Here is a 16,295-nt window from a genome sequence, read left to right on the forward strand (position 1 = left end):
CGCTGAGGCTGGCAATCGAAATGGCCAGCCTCAGCGGTGAGCGTACGCCTCATGCTTAATGCAGAGCCGTTGAACTCAAAATCGACCCGTCATGCTTCTACGAGGTACTTGTCGTTCAGAGCGCCGGGAACCTTGACCACAACGGTCACTGCATCAGAAAGCGCCTTGAAGGAGGTGATATCGCCTGGTTCCAGCACGATGATTTCCCCTGCGCCCCATGTTTTCCCGCACATTTCGACTTCACCGGACAACACCAGCGTCACCTCAGTGGCGATCTTGTGATAGTGCGCAGCTTCGGCGTCGCCCGCCTGATACGGCTTGACGGCAACTTCACAAGCTTGCGTGCTGAACGCGGTAGGTGTGAACCCCCCGACGAACCAGCCCTTGACCATGTCTTTCAGGTTGGCGGTGTTCATTGAGCACCTACGCTTTCAAAGGCCATGAGCTGATGTGGGTTCTTCAACGGATGGTACTGGTTCAGTTCCACCCGGTGCGTACCGATCTTCCTGTGCAGCAACACCATTTCGTTGAGTGCTGGGGCGATGTAAAACGCATCGTTGACCCTGGCGTCCTTGCGGATCATCTCCTTGACCGCCTCGACAAACATAGCGCCCTTGTCGAACCAGTACAGACCGGCCACAGCGTGGTTGCTGATCGGGTTCTTCTCCGCTGCCTCTACCACGTAACCTTCCGTGTTCAGGCGCGCAAAGGAGTAGCGCGGATGCAACGATTTGAAAATCACCACACCGGCATCGCACTGGTCGTTGCGGAAGCCGCCAACCACATCGCGCAGGGAAACATCCAGCAGCTCATTGCAGTTGAGGATCAGCAACTCGTCATCGTTATCGATGCTCTCGGCGGCCAACAGTGCAGTACATGCAGCGCCCATGGTCAGCGCTGGCACAGCGTGAACGCTGGCCACCGGGCTCATCTGCTGCAGCATATTGCGCAGGTGGTACTTGGTGACATCGGCTTTGGACAGCATGCAGACGATGCGCGCCGGGTCCAACTCCAGGCATTTTTCCACCAGGTGCTGGATCAGTGGAATGCCGTCGCGTTCAGACAGGTAGTCTGGATACTGGCTCTCGGCTTTGACCGAAGCACTGTCGCCACCAGCAAGCAGTACGATATTCAATTTGCGCATGTTCAGGCCTCCTGCCGTTGCTGACGCTGGGCGTTAATTTCTTGGATACGGCGGGTGATGTTTTCCAGGTTCACGTCCTCGACGCTCTCCACTACCAGTACATGGGCGCCGGAAGCGCGAGCCGCGCGAATGCCGTTCTCGTTGTCTTCAACGACCAGGCACTCATCAGGCGACAGGCCGAAAGAACGGATGGCTTTGGTGTAAATGTCCGGAGCCGGCTTAGCGTGCTCAACGTCCTCGTTGGACAGCTTCAAGTCCAGATACTGATCCAGACGAGCTTTTTCCATCATCACTTCGACGGTATTACGGATTGAGTTTGAAGCCACTGCGAGCTTGTAACCGAGGTTTTTCAGCGACGACAGCGCGTACTGGTGAACGAAGGTCGGCTTGCATTGTGCGTAGACGATTTCCATCGTGTACGCCTGCTTCATCTCATTGATGAAGTTGTGCAGTTCGAACGGCAGGTCGCGTTCGACACTGAGCATGTCCAATTTGCGCGACGTGGGCAGACCGTCGTAGGTAGTCAGGTGATCGTGTCGGCTGATGGTGTGGCCGAACAATCTCAGCGACTTGTTCAGCGCCTCGTAGTGCCAATCCTTCGCTTCGATCAACACGCCATCCATGTCGAAAATTACAGCTTTAATCATGAGGTCATTCCTTGAAGAAAGATCGAGCAGCCTCGGGCAGATCGGTGCACAAGGTCAGGTTGGCGGCGCCCTGGAAGTCGCCGAGCAAGCGCCATAGGGGCAGGTGATCACGGCTGTGCAGCTCCGAGGAGACCACACAGACCTGCTTGTCCTGCTGCAGTAGTTCAGCCAGTTGGTCCGACGAGTACCACTCGGCACCGAAGCTATCTAGCCAGATACCGTCCGCCTCGTTCAGCCAGGCAGGTACGGACTCCACCTCACTCAGGCGGGTGTAGGTGCAGACGTCGCTGGCCAGGTAGCTGCGCATGTCCGGCACAGCCATGTCGAACGCGAACCAGTTGCTGTGCCCATGGTGTTCGAATTCTGCTTGGAGCGAAGCGAGCAAACCATCCGCTTTGATATTCATGGCCAGAGGCAAATTGCGGCCGGCCATGATCTTCAGCAGGTCGCTCAAGGACATCTCGCTGCCGTCGGGCATGTCATGGGAAATCACCAAACGTCCGGCAACGTCGCGGACATCGGTCTCAGTGCCGAAACCCAGGTCGAAAGAACGTTCGAAGGCAATTTTCTGGTTACGTTCTGGCTTCTCCAGCCAGTACCCGCGATGACTTATGATCTGCATGATGTGTTAGCGCTCAGCAGTCGCGGCCAGGCTGACCGGCAGGCTGAGGAACAGATCGAGATCCGCCGGTATGCCCAGGCCGTACATGCCAGCCCCTTCCGAACCAATGTTGAAGTGGATGACGCGGGCGTCGTCCTCGAACATTTCGTTGTAGGCCGGCGCGACGTAGAACTCACCGTTGACGCGCAGGTCTTTGGCAAACATCGACTCGATGGCGGCGAGCAACTGGCGACCGCTGCGGAAGTTGTAGATACCCACCGTGGCCTCGTCGGAGATCACCTCCTTCTCGACAACACGATTGATTCGGCCGTCGTCAGCAAAGCCAACGAAGGACCACTTCGGGTCGTCCGCCTTCATGCACATGATCAGACCGTCAGCGTTCTGCTCCTGCATGGTGTTGAGGTAGTCGTTGATGTCGATATCAACGTACTGGTCGCTGTTGGCGATCATCACCGGATCATCAGAATCGATCAGCTCTTTGGCCGCATAAACCGTGCAGGCAGCCCCCTCAGTGAGACCGTTCAGCTCGACGATGGCACACCCAGGCGCCCACGCCTCCAACTTGTCTTTCAAACCGTAAGCCTCGACGTGCGCGGCCTGACAGATAAAGATGAAGCGGTGCTCGCAGGCAGGCGTCAGATTGTCGATTACAACCTTGATCATCGGAACCGAATGCACCGGAATCAGTGGCTTCGGATCCTTGTATCCCGCCACTGCAAAACGGCTACCGGCACCCGCCATGGGAACTACAATATTGAGCATCTGCTTCTCCTTCATTTACGCAGAATGTATTCGTCGTATGCATTCATGACTTCACTGGCTTGACCGAGCATCTGTACTCGACCGTCTTTAAGCCAGCACACACGGCTGCACAGTTCTCTAATTCGACCCGAGTCGTGCGAGACGAACACTACGGTCTGGTTACCCATCATCATTTCCCGCATGGTGGCTTCAGCCTTCTCACGGAAGTGACCATCACCGACGCTCAACACTTCATCCAGAAGAATGACGTCGGGGCGTGAATACTTGGATATTGCGAACCCTAGGCGCGCTTTCATGCCGGTGGAATAACTGCGTACCGGCATCGATGCAGCGCTGTCGAGCTCCGCGTAGTCGAGAATTTCGTCGGTAAGTTCTCGCATGCGCTTGCGGCTCAGTCCCATCAGCATGCCGCTAAGGACAATGTTGTCGCGTGCGTCGAGGTTTTCGTCGAAGCCCAACTGCAGATTGAGCAGGGAGACATTCGGGACTGATTTGGTCATGCGTCCGCGAGTTGGCTGGTAAATGCCTGCAAGCACTTTGAGCAGCGTACTCTTGCCTGCACCGTTACCACCGACGACACCGAAGGTCTCGCCACGTGCCACCGTAAAGGACACATCATCCAGCACTGTAGTACTGGCGGAAGAGAACAGCCGTAGGCCGTTGCGGAACGAAAGCGACAAGCGCTCGGCTGTCAAAGCGATCTGTTCGTTCATTTGCTGAGTGCCATAGCATAGGAATTCTTGTTGCGCGCGAGGAACAGCACGGCCAATACGAAAACCACCGATGCCCCGCCCAACAGGATCAGCAGATCAGGGATCGCTGGGGCGCGGCCGTACATCAGCACGTCGCGATACATGGAAATCAGGGATGCGAGTGGATTGATATCCAGCAGGAAGCGGAACTCGGCAGGAATGTTGTCCTTGGCATAGAACACCCCGGAGGCGAACATCATGAATTGCAATGCCGAAGAAATCAGGATGCGCAGGTCGGGCATAAACGGAATCAGCCCAGCGACCAACACGCCAACGCCTGCGGTGATGATCAATTGCACCAGCGCGATCAGCGGCAGATACAACCACAGCCAGGTCGGTGTGAAACCGATCGCGCACAGCAATGCCAACAACAAGATAACGACCAGTGTCTCTTTGGCCAGATCCTTGAAGATTGAGGTCAGCGGAAAAATAAGCGGATCAACCTTGCAATGCTCGAGAACGTGTTTCTTCTCATAAATTGCATCGGTGCAGTTCATTACACTTTTATTGAACCAGGTCCAAAACGTTACGCCAATGATCAGGAAGACGGCAAAATTCTCCACCTGAATACGCAGCAGGTGTCCAAAAACTGAATAATAAATGACCAGCAGAATCAGTGGTTCTAGTATCCACCAAACAAATCCCAGGCGCGTTCTGGTCGACTCTGACTTTAGCCCCAGCCGTGCTCGCTCCATCGAAATCTGTACATTCGACCAGATGTGTCCTTCACCACGCAGGAAACCCACAGTACATCCTCAAAGAGCCACGTAACCGACAATTTTAACTGAAAACTTCGCCCTTCCAAAGTCTAACTTTTAACGCAGGAAAAAGGCGCGGAAAAACTCTTGTAACCCGCGCCTAAGCAAAGTTTTCTCTGGACGCCTCTCGGCGTTTCATCGGAAGGCAATGTGAGACTTTACTTCCATGCCACAATTCTGCTGTTAATTGCAGCGATCGCTACTCGACAGTTACCGATTTTGCCAAATTGCGCGGCTGGTCGACGTCGGTGCCTTTGAGTACGGCCACATAGTACGAAAGAAGTTGCAGCGGAATGGTATAGAGAATCGGCGCCAGAGCATCAATGATGTGCGGCACAGCAATCACATGGGTGCCTTCGCCGTTGCTCATACCGGCGTGTTCGTCGGCAAAGACAATCAGTTCACCGCCACGCGCGCGTACTTCCTGCAGGTTGGACTTGAGCTTCTCCAGCAGTTCGTTGTTTGGCGCCACGGTGACCACCGGCATGTCGCTGTCGACCAGCGCCAGCGGGCCGTGCTTGAGCTCGCCGGCCGGGTAGGCTTCGGCGTGGATGTAAGAAATTTCCTTGAGCTTGAGCGCTCCTTCCATCGCCACCGGGAACTGCGCGCCACGACCAAGGAACAGGGTGTGGTGCTTGTCGGCGAACAATTCGGCGGTTTTCTCGACGATGGTATCCATGGCCAGCGCTTCGCCCAGACGTGTCGGCAGGCGGCGCAGTTCTTCGACCAGTTCAGCTTCGACACCGGCTTGCAACGTGCCACGCACCTGGCCCAGGGACAGGGTCAGCAACATCAGCGAGACCAGCTGGGTGGTGAATGCTTTGGTCGAAGCCACGCCGATTTCCGGGCCGGCCTGGGTCAGCAGGGTCAGGTCCGACTCGCGTACCAGTGAGCTGATGCCAACGTTACAGATCGCCAGGCTGCCGAGGAATCCGAGTTCCTTGGCATTGCGCAAGGCGGCCAGGGTATCGGCGGTTTCGCCAGACTGGGAGATCGAAACGAACAGGGTGTCGGGCTGCACCACTACCTTGCGGTAGCGGAACTCGCTAGCCACTTCTACCTGGCACGGAATCCCGGCCAGCTCTTCGAGCCAGTAACGCGCAACCATGCCAGCGTGATAGCTGGTACCACAGGCGACGATCTGCACATTGCGGACTTTGGCGAACAGCTCGGCAGCTTGCGGGCCAAAGGCCTGAACCATGACGTGGTCCTTGCCCAGACGCCCTTCCAGGGTGCGCTGTACTACGGTTGGTTGCTCGTGGATTTCCTTGAGCATGAAGTGGCGATAGGTGCCCTTGTCGGCGGCTTCGGCGCCTTCGTGGTATTGCACGGTTTCGCGCTGAACCGGGTGACCGGCCAGATCCCAGATGGTTACCTGGTCGCGGCGGATCTCGGCGATATCGCCTTCTTCCAGGTACATGAAGCGGTCGGTCACCTGGCGCAGGGCCAACTGGTCGGAAGCCAGGAAGTTCTCCCCGTGGCCCAGACCGATAACCAGCGGACTGCCGCTGCGCGCAGCCAGCAGGCGGTCCGGCTGACGCGTACTGATCACTGCCAGGCCATAGGCACCGTGCAGTTGCTTGACTGCAGCTTTCAGGGCGTCGGCCAGGTCCGGGACGGTTTTCAGGGTGTGGTGCAGCAGGTGGACGATGACTTCGGTGTCGGTCTCAGAGCTGAATACGTAGCCCAGGCCCTTGAGCTTTTCACGCAGTTCTTCGTGATTCTCGATGATACCGTTGTGCACCACCGCCAGTTCCTGGCCAGAGAAATGCGGGTGTGCATTATGCTCGGTGGGCGCGCCGTGGGTCGCCCAGCGGGTATGGGCAATACCCAGCTGGCCTGCCAGCGGATCGGCGGCTACAGCGGCTTCCAGTTCGCTGACCTTGCCGATGCGACGACGACGCTCCAGGGTTCCCTGCTGGGTGAAGACCGCCAGACCTGCGCTGTCATAACCGCGGTACTCCAGACGCTTGAGGCCTTCGATGAGGATGGTGGTGATATTACGCTCGGCGACGGCGCCAACGATTCCACACATTAGATATGCTCCTTGGAGAGTGCGGCACAAATCACATGGACGCCGCGGGCTTCAATTTGTTCGCGCGCCTCAGCGGGCAGGCGCTCATCGGTAATCAGGGTGTTGACGCTGCCCCAGGGCAGCTCGAGGTTGGGAATCTTGCGCCCGACCTTGTCGGACTCGACCATCACGATCACTTCCCGGGCCACTTCGGCCATCACCCGGCTCAGGCCGAGCAGCTCATTGAAAGTGGTGGTTCCGCGCACCAGGTCGATGCCATCGGCGCCAATGAACAGCTGGTCGAAATCGTAAGAGCGTAGTACCTGCTCGGCGACCTGCCCCTGGAAAGACTCGGAATGCGGGTCCCAGGTGCCGCCGGTCATCAACAGCACAGGCTCGTGTTCCAGCTCGCTCAGGGCACGGGCGACATTCAGCGAGTTGGTCATCACCACCAGGCCCGGCTGGTGGCCCAGCTCGGGGATCATCGCTGCGGTGGTGCTGCCACTGTCGATGATGATGCGTGCATGTTCACGGATACGTCCGACCGCCGCCCGGGCAATCGCCTGCTTATACAGCGAAACCGGCTGGCCCTGATCTGTGATCAGTTCCTGAGGCATGGTCACCGCACCACCGTAGCGACGCAGCAGCAAGCCGTTGGCTTCCAGTGCAGCAAGATCCTTGCGGATGGTGACTTCCGAGGTTTCGAAACGTTTGGCTAGCGCATCAACGCTCACCTCCCCCTGCTCGTTGAGCAAGGCGAGGATATTGTGACGGCGCTGTGGAGTGTTACGTTTCGACATGGCGTCTTTAAGTTTCGTTTCGAAAGTTAGTGATGCCAATCAAAACCTAAAGGGCAAAAAGCGTCAAGCAGAGAGATGAAAAAATCACCTGTGAATAACTTCATTCATCCGATTTTTTATCCACAAACAAAAAAGAGCCGACTTATGCACAATCCAGTCGGCTCTTATCCATCGCTGTGTATAACTTCAGCTCTTCTTGATCTTCTCCGGCCGTTTCCAGCCATCGATGTTGCGCTGGCGTGCACGGCCAACGGCTAGCTGGGCAGCCTCGACATTCTGGGTGATGGTCGAACCGGCAGCAGTGGTGGCACCGTCGAGGATATCCACAGGCGCAACCAGGGAGTTGTTGGAGCCGATGAACACGTCCTCACCGAGGATGGTCTTGAACTTGTTTGCGCCATCGTAATTGCAGGTGATGGTACCGGCACCAATGTTGGTCCGCGCACCTACCTCGGCATCGCCCAGGTAGGTCAGGTGACCGGCCTTGGCGCCTTCACCGAGGTGGGCGTTCTTCAGTTCGACAAAGTTACCCACATGGGCCCGGGCGTCCAGCACGCTGCCTGGACGCAGGCGGGCAAACGGGCCGGCATCGCTGCCTTCACCCATGATCGCGCCTTCGATATGGCTGTTGGCCTTGACCACGACCCCCTTACGCAGGGTGCTGTTCTTGATCACGCAGTTCGGACCGATCACCACGTCGTCTTCAATGACCACACGGCCTTCGAGAATGACGTTGATGTCTATGAGTACATCGCGACCAACGGTCACTTCGCCACGCACGTCAAAACGCGCCGGGTCGCGCAGGGTTACCCCTTGAGCCATCAAACGACGCGCCTCACGCAGCTGGTAGTGACGCTCCAGTTCGGCCAGTTGGCGACGGTCATTGGCGCCCTGCACTTCCATTGGGTCCAACGGCTGCTCGGTGGCGACCACCAGGCCATCGGCAACGGCCATGGCAATCACGTCGGTCAGGTAGTACTCACCTTGGGCGTTGTTGTTCGACAGGCGCCCCAGCCACTCGGCCAGGCGTGCACCCGGTACCGCCAGAATGCCGGTGTTGCCTTCCTTGATGGCTTTTTGCGCGTCGCTGGCATCCTTGTGCTCAACGATCGCTGCCACTTGGCCCTGGGCATCACGGACAATGCGCCCGTAACCCGTTGGGTCAACAAGATTGACCGTCAACAGGCCCAGCTGCTCAGGGGTGACCTTGGTCAGCAAGCGCTTGAGGGTATCGACTTCGATCAACGGCACATCGCCGTAGAGGATCAGCACCGTATCAGCCGTAAGGGCCGGCAAGGCTTGCGCTACCGCATGGCCGGTACCCAGCTGTTTGTCTTGCAGAACAAAATTCAGGTCATCAGCCGCCAGACGCTCACGCACCAGCTCGGCACCGTGCCCGATCACCACATGAATGCCCTGCGGCTGCAACTGACGGGCGCTGTGGATAACATGGCCAAGCATGGAGTCGCCGGCGACCGGATGCAGTACCTTGGGCAGCGCAGAGCGCATCCGGGTACCTTGGCCTGCGGCGAGGATAACGATATCGAGAGACATTGACGGGTTACCAATCCTGGAGGGTCAGCGAGATGACCAGAATATAAAACGCAGAAAAAGAAAAAGGGTAGCCGAGGCTACCCTTTAACTCAATCGCAGCAGCAGTGATCGACCTGGGCCGATTACTTGCCTTTGCGCATTTGCTGGACGGTACGCAGCTGGGCTGCGGCCTCGGCCAGACGTGCAGCGGCGGCACCGTAGTCGAAATCCGCGCTTTTTACATGCAGGGCGTTCTCAGCAGCCTTGAGGGCTTCCTGAGCCTGAGCTTCGTCCAGGTCGGCAGCACGTTGCACGGTATCGGCAAGCACCTTGACCATGTTCGGCTGGACCTCGAGGAAACCACCAGAGATGTAGAACACCTCTTGGGCGCCACCCTGCTTGGTCAGCGTGATCGGACCTGGCTTCAGATTAGTGATCAGCGGCGCGTGGCCTGGAGCGATACCAAGATCACCCAGGTTACCGTGCGCAACCACCATCTCGACCAGGCCGGAGAAAATTTCTCCTTCCGCGCTGACGATATCGCAATGGACTGTCATAGCCATCTGCTTGCCTCAACCTGATTAGCGCCCCTTGCGGGGCGCCGGGATTACAGTTTCTTGGCTTTCTCGACCGCTTCTTCGATGCTGCCGACCATGTAGAACGCTTGTTCTGGCAAGTGGTCGTAGTCACCTTTGAGGATGCCGCTGAAGCCAGCAATGGTGTCTTTCAGGGAAACGTATTTGCCTGGAGAACCAGTGAAGACTTCTGCCACGAAGAACGGCTGGGACAGGAAGCGCTGGATCTTACGAGCACGGGATACCAGTTGCTTGTCGGATTCGGACAGTTCGTCCATACCCAGGATCGCAATGATGTCCTTCAGCTCTTTGTAGCGCTGCAGCACGTACTGGACGCCGCGAGCGGTGTCGTAGTGCTCGTTGCCAATGACGTTCGGGTCCAGCTGGCGCGAAGTCGAGTCCAGTGGATCGACCGCTGGGTAGATACCCAGGGAGGCGATGTCACGGGACAGTACGACGGTGGCGTCCAAGTGGGCGAAGGTGGTCGCTGGCGACGGGTCGGTCAGGTCGTCCGCAGGTACGTATACGGCCTGGATCGAGGTGATCGAACCTTCCTTGGTCGAAGTGATACGCTCTTGCAGAACGCCCATCTCTTCAGCCAGGGTCGGCTGGTAACCTACTGCCGAAGGCATACGGCCCAGCAGTGCGGATACTTCGGTACCGGCCAGGGTGTAACGATAGATGTTGTCGACGAACAGCAGAACGTCGTTACCTTCGTCACGGAACTTCTCAGCCATGGTCAGGCCGGTCAGCGCTACGCGCAGACGGTTTCCTGGTGGCTCGTTCATTTGGCCGTATACCAGAGCAACCTTGTCCAGTACGTTGGAATCCTTCATCTCGTGGTAGAAGTCGTTACCCTCACGAGTACGCTCACCCACACCGGCGAACACGGAATAACCGCTGTGCTCGATGGCGATGTTACGGATCAGTTCCATCATGTTTACGGTTTTGCCTACACCGGCACCACCGAACAGACCAACCTTACCACCCTTGGCGAACGGGCAAACCAGGTCGATAACCTTGATGCCGGTTTCCAGCAGGTCGTTGCCGCCTGCCTGGTCAGCGAACGACGGTGCATCACGGTGGATGCCCCAACGCTCTTCTTCACCGATTGGACCGGCTTCGTCGATTGGGTTACCCAGGACGTCCATGATACGGCCCAGGGTCGCTTTACCGACCGGTACCGAGATCGCTGCGCCAGTGTCGTTTACGTCCAGGCCACGTTTCAGGCCTTCGGTGGAACCCATCGCAATGGTACGAACCACGCCGTCGCCCAGCTGCTGCTGAACTTCCAGGGTGGTTTCCGCGCCAACTACTTTCAGCGCGTTATAGACACTCGGTACGCTGTCACGTGGAAATTCCACGTCGATGACGGCGCCGATGATTTGAACGATACGTCCGCTACTCATAGCTGGATCCTCTGAATATTTGAACCGTTAAACCGCGGCAGCGCCGCCGACGATTTCCGAGATCTCTTGGGTGATCGCAGCCTGACGCGCCTTGTTGTAGATCAGCTGCAATTCGCTGATCAAATCACCGGCGTTGTCGGTGGCGTTCTTCATCGCGATCATCCGGGCAGCTTGTTCAGCTGCGTTGTTCTCGACCACCGCCTGGTAGACCTGCGACTCCACGTAACGCACCATCAGGCCGTCCAGCAGCTCTTTGGCGTCAGGTTCGTAGAGGTAGTCCCAGTGGTGCTTGAGTTCTTGATCCGGGGTTGCCACCAACGGAATCAACTGCTCGACCGTTGGAGTTTGAGTCATGGTATTGATGAACTTGTTCGATACCACGGACAGACGATCGATACGACCGTCCAGGTAAGCATCCAGCATGACCTTGACGCTGCCGATCAGATCATTGATCGACGGCTCTTCGCCCAGGTGGCTGATTGCTGCAACGACGTTGCCGCCGAAGCTGCGGAAAAACGCCGCACCCTTGCTACCAACTACGCAGAGATCGATCTCGATCCCTTGCTCGCGGTTGGCCGCCATGTCCTTGACCAGGGCCTTGAACAGGTTGGTGTTCAAGCCACCACACAGACCACGGTCACTGCTCACCACAACATAACCGGCGCGCTTTACAGGGCGGTCGATCATGAACGGGTGGCGGTATTCCGGGTTGGCGTTGGCCAGATGACCAATAACCTGGCGGATACGCTCCGCATAAGGACGGCTAGCAGCCATGCGCATTTGAGCCTTGCGCATTTTGCTGACCGCCACTTTTTCCATGGCGCTGGTAATTTTTTGCGTGCTTTTGATGCTCGCAATCTTACTGCGAATCTCTTTTGCGCCTGCCATGTAACACCTATCAGGTTAGCAAGCGGGGGCTGCAAAGCCCCCGCTGCGGCTTACCAGGTTTGGGTGGCCTTGAACTTCTCGATACCGGCTTTGATGCCAGCGTCGATTTCGTCGTTGAAGTCACCCTTCACGTTGATCTTCGCCATCAGTTCGGCGTGATCACGGTTGAAGTAGGAAATCAGCGCTTGTTCAAAGCTGCCGACTTTGGCGATTTCAACGTCGGTCAGGAACCCACGCTCAGCGGCATACAGCGACAGCGCCATGTCCGCGATGGACATTGGAGCGTATTGCTTCTGCTTCATCAGCTCGGTAACACGTTGACCGTGCTCGAGTTGCTTACGGGTGGCTTCGTCCAGGTCAGAAGCGAACTGGGCGAATGCCGCCAGTTCACGGTACTGAGCCAGAGCGGTACGGATACCACCGGAGAGCTTCTTGATGATCTTGGTCTGAGCGGCACCACCCACACGGGATACCGAAACACCGGCGTTAACTGCAGGGCGGATGCCCGAGTTGAACATGGCCGATTCCAGGAAGATCTGACCGTCGGTGATGGAAATCACGTTGGTCGGAACGAACGCGGAAACGTCGCCAGCCTGGGTTTCGATGATCGGCAGTGCGGTCAGGGAACCGGTCTTGCCAGTTACAGCACCGTTGGTGAACTTCTCGACGTACTCTTCGGAAACGCGCGATGCACGCTCCAGCAGACGGGAGTGGAGATAGAACACGTCACCTGGGTACGCTTCACGTCCTGGTGGACGGCGCAGCAGCAGGGAGATCTGACGGTAGGCAACGGCCTGCTTGGACAGGTCATCGTATACGATCAGCGCGTCTTCACCGCGGTCACGGAAGAACTCGCCCATGGTGCAACCGGCGTATGGCGCCAGGAATTGCAGTGCGGCGGATTCCGAAGCACTGGCAACCACCACGATGGTGTTGGCCAGGGCGCCGTTTTCTTCCAGCTTGCGAACGATGTTGGCAACGGTGGAACGCTTTTGGCCGACAGCAACATAAACACAGAAAATACCGGAGTCTTTCTGGTTGATGATGGCGTCGATCGCCATGGCGGTCTTACCGATCTGACGGTCACCGATGATCAGCTCACGCTGGCCACGGCCGACAGGGATCATGGCGTCGACGGATTTGTAGCCAGTCTGTACAGGCTGGTCTACCGACTTACGCCAGATCACGCCCGGAGCAACTTTCTCGACCGCGTCGGTCTCGGTGTTGCCCAGTGGGCCTTTGCCGTCAATTGGGTTGCCCAGTGCGTCGACAACGCGACCCAGCAGTTCCTTACCAACAGGAACTTCGAGGATGCGGCCAGTGCACTTGGCGCTCATGCCTTCGGCGAGGGTGTCGTAAGCGCCCAGTACTACCGCACCAACGGAGTCTTGCTCCAGGTTGAGGGCCATACCGTAGACGCCGCCTGGAAATTCGATCATTTCGCCGTACATGACGTCGGCCAGACCGTAAATCCGCACGATGCCGTCAGAAACGCTGACGACAGTACCTTCGTTGCGAGCTTGAGAGGCTACATCGAGATTCTCGATGCGGCCCTTGATGATTTCACTAATTTCGGAAGGATTGAGTTGCTGCATTGCTCTGCTGCCCCTTCAAACTCAAGATTTCAATGCTTCGGCCAGTTTCGCGATTTTGCCGCGGACTGAGCCATCGATAACCAGGTCGCCGGCGCGGATTACGACGCCACCGATCAGGCTGGCATCCTCCGACACTTGCAGGCGCACTTCCCGGTCGAGCCGTGCACTGAGAACCTTGGCGAGTTTGTCTTGCTGTTCTTGGTTCAACGCAAAAGCACTGGTGACTTCCACGTCCACGGATTTCTCTTGTTCGGCCTTGTACAGCTCGAACAACGCCGAAATCTCCGGCAAAAGCAGGAGACGTTCGTTTTCCGCGGCAACTTGGATGAAACTCTTTGCCTGTGCATCAAACTTGTCACCGCACACTTCAACAAAAGTGGCGGCCTTTTCTGCGCTCGTCAGTCGCGGGGCCTTGAGCAGGCGCTGCATGGTGTCGTCTTGCGACACCGCAGCAGCCAGGCCGAGCATGGCTGACCAATTGGCCAGTTGCTGATGGGCCTGGGCATGCTCAAAGGCAGCCTTAGCGTAAGGTCGGGCCAACGTGGTCAGTTCTGCCATGATCGCCCTCGCTTAAATTTCAGCGGCCAGTTTGTTAACCAGCTCCGCATGCGCGTTTTGATCGATTGTGGCGCCAAGGATTTTTTCAGCACCGTCAACGGCCAGGCTACCCACTTGGGCGCGCAGCGCGTCTTTGACGCCGTTAATTTCCTGTTCGATCTCGGCCTGAGCCTGAGCCTTCACACGGTCAGCTTCGACGCGGGCCTGATCACGGGCTTCCTCGACGATCTGAGCACCGCGCTTCTTGGCTTGCTCAATGATTTCAGCTGCCTGAGCCTTCGCTTCGCGCAGTTGCTGACCCACTTTATCTTGGGCCAACTCCAGGTCGCGAGCTGCTCGGTTGGCAGCGTCCAGTCCATCCGCGATCTTCTTCTGACGTTCTTGCAATGCCGCGATGACCGGAGGCCACACGAACTTCATGCAGAACAGCACAAAAATGAAGAACGCAACGGACTGACCAATCAGGGTTGCATTAATGTTCACGCCAACACCTCGCTCGTTCTTTGTCCATCACACCAAACCACTCGAGAATTCGAGTGATTAGCCGGCGATTTGACCAACGAAGGGATTAGCGAAGGTGAAGAACAGAGCGATACCAACACCGATCATGGTTACGGCGTCGAGCAGACCGGCAACGATGAACATTTTAACTTGCAGCATTGGAACCATCTCTGGCTGGCGAGCAGCGCCTTCCAGGAACTTGCCGCCCAGCAGGCCGAAACCAATGGCGGTACCCAGGGCACCCAGGCCGATCAGCAGAGCAACAGCGATAGCGGTAAGACCAACTACAGTTTCCATCTTTCCTCCCGACTTTTACGTCGTATTGGTTAGGTTTTTTAGTTTGAAGCGGTAAAACAAAATCGATTGGTACAGCTGCCCTTGCGGACTTTTTCGACCCTCCCCGGTACTCGCGGAAGGGTCATCAGACACGCCAGGCGGTCTTAATGGTTATCTTCGTGAGCCATCGACAGGTAGACGATGGTAAGCATCATGAAGATGAACGCTTGCAGGGTGATGATCAGGATGTGGAACACAGCCCACGCCCATTGCAGCACCACACCCAGGCCGCTCAGCCACAGCAGGCCGCTGCCGAACATTACTGCGATCAGGATGAACACCAGCTCGCCGGCATACATGTTGCCGAACAGACGCAGTGCCAGCGAGATCGGCTTGGCGATCAGGGTAACGAATTCAAGCAGGAAGTTGACCGGAATCAGCAGGATCTGAACGAAGATGTTCTTGCTGCCGAACGGGTGCAGGGTCAGTTCGCCGAGGAAACCGCCGATACCCTTGACCTTGATGCTGTAGAAAATGATCAGAGCGAACACGCTGAAGGCCATGGCCAGGGTCGCGTTCGGGTCGGTGGTCGAGACCGCGCGGAACGGAATGTGCGGATCACCGGAGATCAGCATGGCCAACTGAGGAATCCAGTCGACCGGGATCAGGTCGATGGCGTTCATCAGGAAGACCCAGACGAAAATGGTCAGCGCCAGTGGGGCGATCACCGGGCTGCGACCGTGGAAGCTGTCCTTGACGCTGCCGTCGACGAACTCAACCATCACTTCAACGAAGTTCTGCAGGCCGCCAGGCTGGCCGGAAGTCGCCTTCTTGGCTGCCATGCGGAACAGGAATACGAAAAGCAGACCCAGTGCGACCGACCAACCCAGGGTATCCAGGTGGAAAGCCCAGAAGCCCATTGCTTTGGCTTCTGCTGCGGAATGGGCAAAGCCCCAACCGCCGTCTGGTAGTTGACCGAAGGTCAGGTTCTGCAAGTGGTGCTGGATATAGCCCGAAGCGGTTTCTGCTGCCATGGTTGCCTCAAACGCCCTAAGGTCTCGAAAGTCTTATATTCATCAGCAGGGGCGCGAACCAGCTGACCAACTGGGTCAGCAGAAAGACACCGAAGACTGCTAACGGCGCCAATGGCTTCACTCCTGCAAACGTCAGTGCGAACAGCACTGCCGTCAAAATCAATTTGCCTGCTTCGCCAGCGTAAAACGACTTGACGATAGCCTGCGCTGCCCTGGCTCCCGTGTAACGAAAAGCCTTCCAGGCGAAATACACATTTGGCAGCCAGGCAATCAGTCCTCCGCAGAGTGCTGAATATCCACTGACCGCCCCGTGCCACTGCCACAACGCCAAAGTTGCCAGCAGAAACACGACACATTGAGCCAACAGTACCGGAAAAACCGCCCAGCGATGGAAAGGCAAGCGGTTTGGCGTGCGTGTTTCCATCAC

General features: G+C 57.2%; 19 protein-coding genes. All 19 read right to left on the bottom strand.

The window, feature by feature from the left end:
• Positions 1-89: 89 nt before the first annotated feature.
• Positions 90-416 carry a cupin domain-containing protein gene (locus tag PSAKL28_RS26320; RefSeq protein ID WP_038616105.1) on the bottom strand — a complete coding sequence of 109 codons (327 nt, stop codon included), beginning with the start codon at positions 414-416 and terminating at the stop codon, positions 90-92.
• Positions 413-1,144: a glycosyltransferase family 2 protein gene (locus PSAKL28_RS26325; RefSeq protein ID WP_038616106.1), complete on the bottom strand. Its 732-nt coding sequence runs from the start codon at positions 1,142-1,144 to the stop codon at positions 413-415. The genes PSAKL28_RS26320 and PSAKL28_RS26325 overlap by 4 nt, the downstream gene beginning before the upstream one ends.
• 2 nt (positions 1,145-1,146) lie before the next feature.
• Entirely contained in the window at positions 1,147-1,791 is a 645-nt protein-coding gene (locus PSAKL28_RS26330) for an HAD family hydrolase (RefSeq protein WP_038616108.1), read from the bottom strand.
• 4 nt (positions 1,792-1,795) lie between these two features.
• Positions 1,796-2,413, bottom strand: coding sequence for a PI-PLC domain-containing protein (locus tag PSAKL28_RS26335; protein ID WP_038616111.1), 618 nt, complete (start codon positions 2,411-2,413; stop codon positions 1,796-1,798).
• Between the two features lie 6 nt (positions 2,414-2,419).
• A complete protein-coding gene (locus PSAKL28_RS26340) occupies positions 2,420-3,175 on the bottom strand; it encodes a glycosyltransferase family 2 protein (protein ID WP_038616114.1) in 756 nt (251 codons plus the stop codon).
• 11 nt (positions 3,176-3,186) lie between these two features.
• Positions 3,187-3,888, bottom strand: coding sequence for an ABC transporter ATP-binding protein (locus PSAKL28_RS26345; protein WP_038616117.1), 702 nt, complete (start codon positions 3,886-3,888; stop codon positions 3,187-3,189).
• Positions 3,885-4,673 carry an ABC transporter permease gene (locus PSAKL28_RS26350; RefSeq protein WP_038616119.1) on the bottom strand — a complete coding sequence of 263 codons (789 nt, stop codon included), beginning with the start codon at positions 4,671-4,673 and terminating at the stop codon, positions 3,885-3,887. Before PSAKL28_RS26350 ends, PSAKL28_RS26345 begins: the two co-directional genes overlap by 4 nt.
• A gap of 211 nt (positions 4,674-4,884) precedes the next feature.
• The gene (gene glmS, locus PSAKL28_RS26355) at positions 4,885-6,720 is read right to left on the bottom strand and encodes a glutamine--fructose-6-phosphate transaminase (isomerizing) (RefSeq protein ID WP_038616121.1); all 1,836 of its coding nucleotides are present in this window, start codon (positions 6,718-6,720) and stop codon (positions 4,885-4,887) included.
• Positions 6,720-7,499 (bottom strand): DeoR/GlpR family DNA-binding transcription regulator, encoded by a 780-nt coding sequence (locus tag PSAKL28_RS26360; protein WP_038616123.1) that lies wholly within the window; start codon positions 7,497-7,499, stop codon positions 6,720-6,722. Before PSAKL28_RS26360 ends, glmS begins: the two co-directional genes overlap by 1 nt.
• A 186-nt stretch (positions 7,500-7,685) precedes the next feature.
• Positions 7,686-9,053: a bifunctional UDP-N-acetylglucosamine diphosphorylase/glucosamine-1-phosphate N-acetyltransferase GlmU gene (gene glmU, locus PSAKL28_RS26365; RefSeq protein WP_038616126.1), complete on the bottom strand. Its 1,368-nt coding sequence runs from the start codon at positions 9,051-9,053 to the stop codon at positions 7,686-7,688.
• 122 nt (positions 9,054-9,175) lie between these two features.
• A complete protein-coding gene (locus PSAKL28_RS26370) occupies positions 9,176-9,595 on the bottom strand; it encodes a F0F1 ATP synthase subunit epsilon (protein WP_038616128.1) in 420 nt (139 codons plus the stop codon).
• A 44-nt stretch (positions 9,596-9,639) separates the two neighbouring features.
• On the bottom strand, positions 9,640-11,016 hold the full coding sequence (gene atpD, locus PSAKL28_RS26375) for a F0F1 ATP synthase subunit beta (RefSeq protein WP_038616130.1): 1,377 nt from the start codon (positions 11,014-11,016) through the stop codon (positions 9,640-9,642).
• 27 nt (positions 11,017-11,043) lie between these two features.
• Positions 11,044-11,904, bottom strand: a complete 861-nt coding sequence (gene atpG, locus PSAKL28_RS26380) for a F0F1 ATP synthase subunit gamma (protein ID WP_038616133.1) — start codon at positions 11,902-11,904, stop codon at positions 11,044-11,046.
• A 50-nt stretch (positions 11,905-11,954) separates the two neighbouring features.
• The gene (gene atpA / locus PSAKL28_RS26385; RefSeq protein ID WP_038616135.1) at positions 11,955-13,499 is read right to left on the bottom strand and encodes a F0F1 ATP synthase subunit alpha; all 1,545 of its coding nucleotides are present in this window, start codon (positions 13,497-13,499) and stop codon (positions 11,955-11,957) included.
• A gap of 21 nt (positions 13,500-13,520) precedes the next feature.
• Complete coding sequence (locus PSAKL28_RS26390) at positions 13,521-14,057, bottom strand: F0F1 ATP synthase subunit delta (RefSeq protein WP_038616138.1); 537 nt, start codon at positions 14,055-14,057, stop codon at positions 13,521-13,523.
• Between the two features lie 12 nt (positions 14,058-14,069).
• A complete protein-coding gene (locus PSAKL28_RS26395) occupies positions 14,070-14,540 on the bottom strand; it encodes a F0F1 ATP synthase subunit B (protein WP_038616140.1) in 471 nt (156 codons plus the stop codon).
• Between the two features lie 57 nt (positions 14,541-14,597).
• Positions 14,598-14,855 carry a F0F1 ATP synthase subunit C gene (atpE, locus tag PSAKL28_RS26400; RefSeq protein WP_003097235.1) on the bottom strand — a complete coding sequence of 86 codons (258 nt, stop codon included), beginning with the start codon at positions 14,853-14,855 and terminating at the stop codon, positions 14,598-14,600.
• Positions 14,856-14,998: 143 nt separating this feature from the next.
• The gene (gene atpB / locus PSAKL28_RS26405) at positions 14,999-15,868 is read right to left on the bottom strand and encodes a F0F1 ATP synthase subunit A (protein WP_038616144.1); all 870 of its coding nucleotides are present in this window, start codon (positions 15,866-15,868) and stop codon (positions 14,999-15,001) included.
• A 16-nt stretch (positions 15,869-15,884) separates the two neighbouring features.
• Entirely contained in the window at positions 15,885-16,292 is a 408-nt protein-coding gene (locus PSAKL28_RS26410; protein WP_010222722.1) for a F0F1 ATP synthase subunit I, read from the bottom strand.
• Positions 16,293-16,295 lie beyond the last annotated feature (3 nt).

Origin of the sequence: Pseudomonas alkylphenolica, assembly GCF_000746525.1 — a bacterium.
Classification (GTDB): domain Bacteria; phylum Pseudomonadota; class Gammaproteobacteria; order Pseudomonadales; family Pseudomonadaceae; genus Aquipseudomonas; species Aquipseudomonas alkylphenolica.

Bases quoted from the DNA above. Each gene is read 5' to 3' on its own strand.
- PSAKL28_RS26320 (WP_038616105.1), bottom strand. From the start codon at position 416: ATGAACACCGCCAACCTGAAAGACATGGTCAAGGGCTGGTTCGTCGGG.
- PSAKL28_RS26325 (WP_038616106.1), bottom strand. From the start codon at position 1,144: ATGCGCAAATTGAATATCGTACTGCTTGCTGGTGGCGACAGTGCTTCG.
- PSAKL28_RS26330 (WP_038616108.1), bottom strand. From the start codon at position 1,791: ATGATTAAAGCTGTAATTTTCGACATGGATGGCGTGTTGATCGAAGCG.
- PSAKL28_RS26335 (WP_038616111.1), bottom strand. From the start codon at position 2,413: ATGCAGATCATAAGTCATCGCGGGTACTGGCTGGAGAAGCCAGAACGT.
- PSAKL28_RS26340 (WP_038616114.1), bottom strand. From the start codon at position 3,175: ATGCTCAATATTGTAGTTCCCATGGCGGGTGCCGGTAGCCGTTTTGCA.
- PSAKL28_RS26345 (WP_038616117.1), bottom strand. From the start codon at position 3,888: ATGAACGAACAGATCGCTTTGACAGCCGAGCGCTTGTCGCTTTCGTTC.
- glmS (WP_038616121.1), bottom strand. From the start codon at position 6,720: ATGTGTGGAATCGTTGGCGCCGTCGCCGAGCGTAATATCACCACCATC.
- PSAKL28_RS26360 (WP_038616123.1), bottom strand. From the start codon at position 7,499: ATGTCGAAACGTAACACTCCACAGCGCCGTCACAATATCCTCGCCTTG.
- glmU (WP_038616126.1), bottom strand. From the start codon at position 9,053: ATGTCTCTCGATATCGTTATCCTCGCCGCAGGCCAAGGTACCCGGATG.
- PSAKL28_RS26370 (WP_038616128.1), bottom strand. From the start codon at position 9,595: ATGGCTATGACAGTCCATTGCGATATCGTCAGCGCGGAAGGAGAAATT.
- atpD (WP_038616130.1), bottom strand. From the start codon at position 11,016: ATGAGTAGCGGACGTATCGTTCAAATCATCGGCGCCGTCATCGACGTG.
- atpG (WP_038616133.1), bottom strand. From the start codon at position 11,904: ATGGCAGGCGCAAAAGAGATTCGCAGTAAGATTGCGAGCATCAAAAGC.
- atpA (WP_038616135.1), bottom strand. From the start codon at position 13,499: ATGCAGCAACTCAATCCTTCCGAAATTAGTGAAATCATCAAGGGCCGC.
- PSAKL28_RS26390 (WP_038616138.1), bottom strand. From the start codon at position 14,057: ATGGCAGAACTGACCACGTTGGCCCGACCTTACGCTAAGGCTGCCTTT.
- atpE (WP_003097235.1), bottom strand. From the start codon at position 14,855: ATGGAAACTGTAGTTGGTCTTACCGCTATCGCTGTTGCTCTGCTGATC.
- atpB (WP_038616144.1), bottom strand. From the start codon at position 15,868: ATGGCAGCAGAAACCGCTTCGGGCTATATCCAGCACCACTTGCAGAAC.
- PSAKL28_RS26410 (WP_010222722.1), bottom strand. From the start codon at position 16,292: ATGGAAACACGCACGCCAAACCGCTTGCCTTTCCATCGCTGGGCGGTT.